2 protein-coding genes are annotated in these 1,581 nt (G+C 75.6%); both read right to left on the reverse strand.

The genetic code is table 11. The annotated features are described in order from the left end of the window. Positions 1-203, reverse strand: a 203-nt coding sequence (locus ACFV4N_RS43585) for a hypothetical protein (RefSeq protein ID WP_499678573.1), incomplete at its 3' end; no start/stop codon positions are given. Positions 204-353: 150 nt separating this feature from the next. Further along, positions 354-1,391 carry a LacI family DNA-binding transcriptional regulator gene (locus tag ACFV4N_RS43590; RefSeq protein WP_499678574.1) on the reverse strand — a complete coding sequence of 346 codons (1,038 nt, stop codon included), beginning with the start codon at positions 1,389-1,391 and terminating at the stop codon, positions 354-356. Positions 1,392-1,581 lie beyond the last annotated feature (190 nt).

The following is a 1,581-nucleotide window of genomic DNA, read 5'->3' on the forward strand; positions in this document are numbered from 1 at the left end:
ACGGTGCCGGTGAACGCGTACGGCGCGCCGACCGTCGCCGTCGCCGGGACGTCGGTGAAGGCGGTCGGCGTCGCGGCCGCCGCCACCGGAGCGCGCCACGTGCCGCCCGGCGCGACCACCAGGGCGGCGGCGACCGCGACGACCGCCGCCAACCTGGCCGGCGCCCCGCCGGGTCTGCGCCGTGCCGCATGGAATAAGGACATTCGGGTTCGCCCTCCGCCGCAGAGCCCGGACGGCTCTGGTCCCTTCGGGGATCGAGCCGCCGGACGACGCCGTTACCGCCGTGGTCCTCGTGGCGCAGGGGACGACGCCGGGTGGCCGCGCGCGGGGTCGTCGACCGGCCGGGCCCGGGTTCAGCGCGAAGGCGGAGCGGTGCTGGCGCGCACGACCAGCTCGGTGGCGAACAGCGAGCGGTGCGGCGCGGGGGAGGCGCCCTGCGCGAGGTCGATGACCATGCGGGTGGCGGTGGCGGCCATGTCGCGCAGCGGCTGGCGCACGGTCGTGAGCGCGGGGATCGCCCAGGTCGCGGTGGGCAGGTCGTCGTAACCCACCACGCTCAGGTCGTGCGGTACGCGCAGGCCGAGCTGGTGCGCCGCCTGGTAGACGCCGATCGCCTGGGCGTCGTTGAACGCGAAGACGGCCGTGGGCGGGTCGGGGAGGGTCAGCAGGTCCAGGCCGTGGGTCAGGCCGTCCTCCAGCTGGAAGTCGCCCACGCGGACCAGCTCGGGGTCGAACGCCACGCCGGCGGTGTCCAGGGCGGTGCGGTAGCCGTCGAGCCGGGCCCTGCTCGGCAGCGACAGCGACGGCCCGGTGATCGCGGCGATGCGCCGGTGCCCCAGGTGCAGCAGGTGGCGCGTGGCGGCCAGGCCGCCGCCCCAGTTGTCACCGGTCGCGGAGGGCAGGTCGGGGTCGACCTCGCCGGCGGGGTCGACGAGCGCGAGGGGGATCTCCCGGTTGCGGAGCTGGTCCTGCTGGGCGGGCGGTGGACCGGAGAGGACCGCGACCACGCCCGTGGGGCGGCGGGCGATGACGGCCTCGATCCAGTTGCGCCCGGGGACGTGGTCGCCGTGCAGCTCGGAGACGACGAGGGCGAGCTGGTGCTCGACGGCGACGCGTTCGACGCCCTTGATGACCTCCATGCCGTACGCGCCCCTGATCTCGGGCAGGACGAGTTCGACGATGGTGGCGCGGCTGACCTTCTTCGGCCTGCGGTAGCCGTACTCGTGGATGAGGTTCTCCACGGTGGCGCGGGTTTCGGGCGCGACGTCGGCGCGGCCGTTGACGACCTTGGACACGGTGGCGGTGGAAACCCCGGCCAGGTCGGCGATCTGGGCGATCGTCGCGCTGCCGCGGTCGGAGGCGTCCTGCGCGGGTTTCGACGCCGGGGTCATGAGCGGAGTGTAACGCCGGCGGAGCGCCGGTGATCGTCCTCCGGCGAACGCCGCCCGCGGCGAAACATCCCGCAACATCGCGTCTCAACGGGTGGTCGCCGGTTCACGACGTACCGTGGTGGGGGGGGGGGGGGGGGGGGGCGGGGGGCGCCCCCCCCCCCCCCCCCCCCCCACCGGCGGGGGGCAGGGG

Source organism: Actinosynnema sp. NPDC059797, assembly GCF_042732085.1.
In the GTDB taxonomy this organism is placed as follows: domain Bacteria; phylum Actinomycetota; class Actinomycetes; order Mycobacteriales; family Pseudonocardiaceae; genus Actinosynnema.

Coding starts and splice junctions, on each gene's coding strand:
- ACFV4N_RS43590 (WP_499678574.1), bottom strand. CDS start 1,391: ATGACCCCGGCGTCGAAACCCGCGCAGGACGCCTCCGACCGCGGCAGC.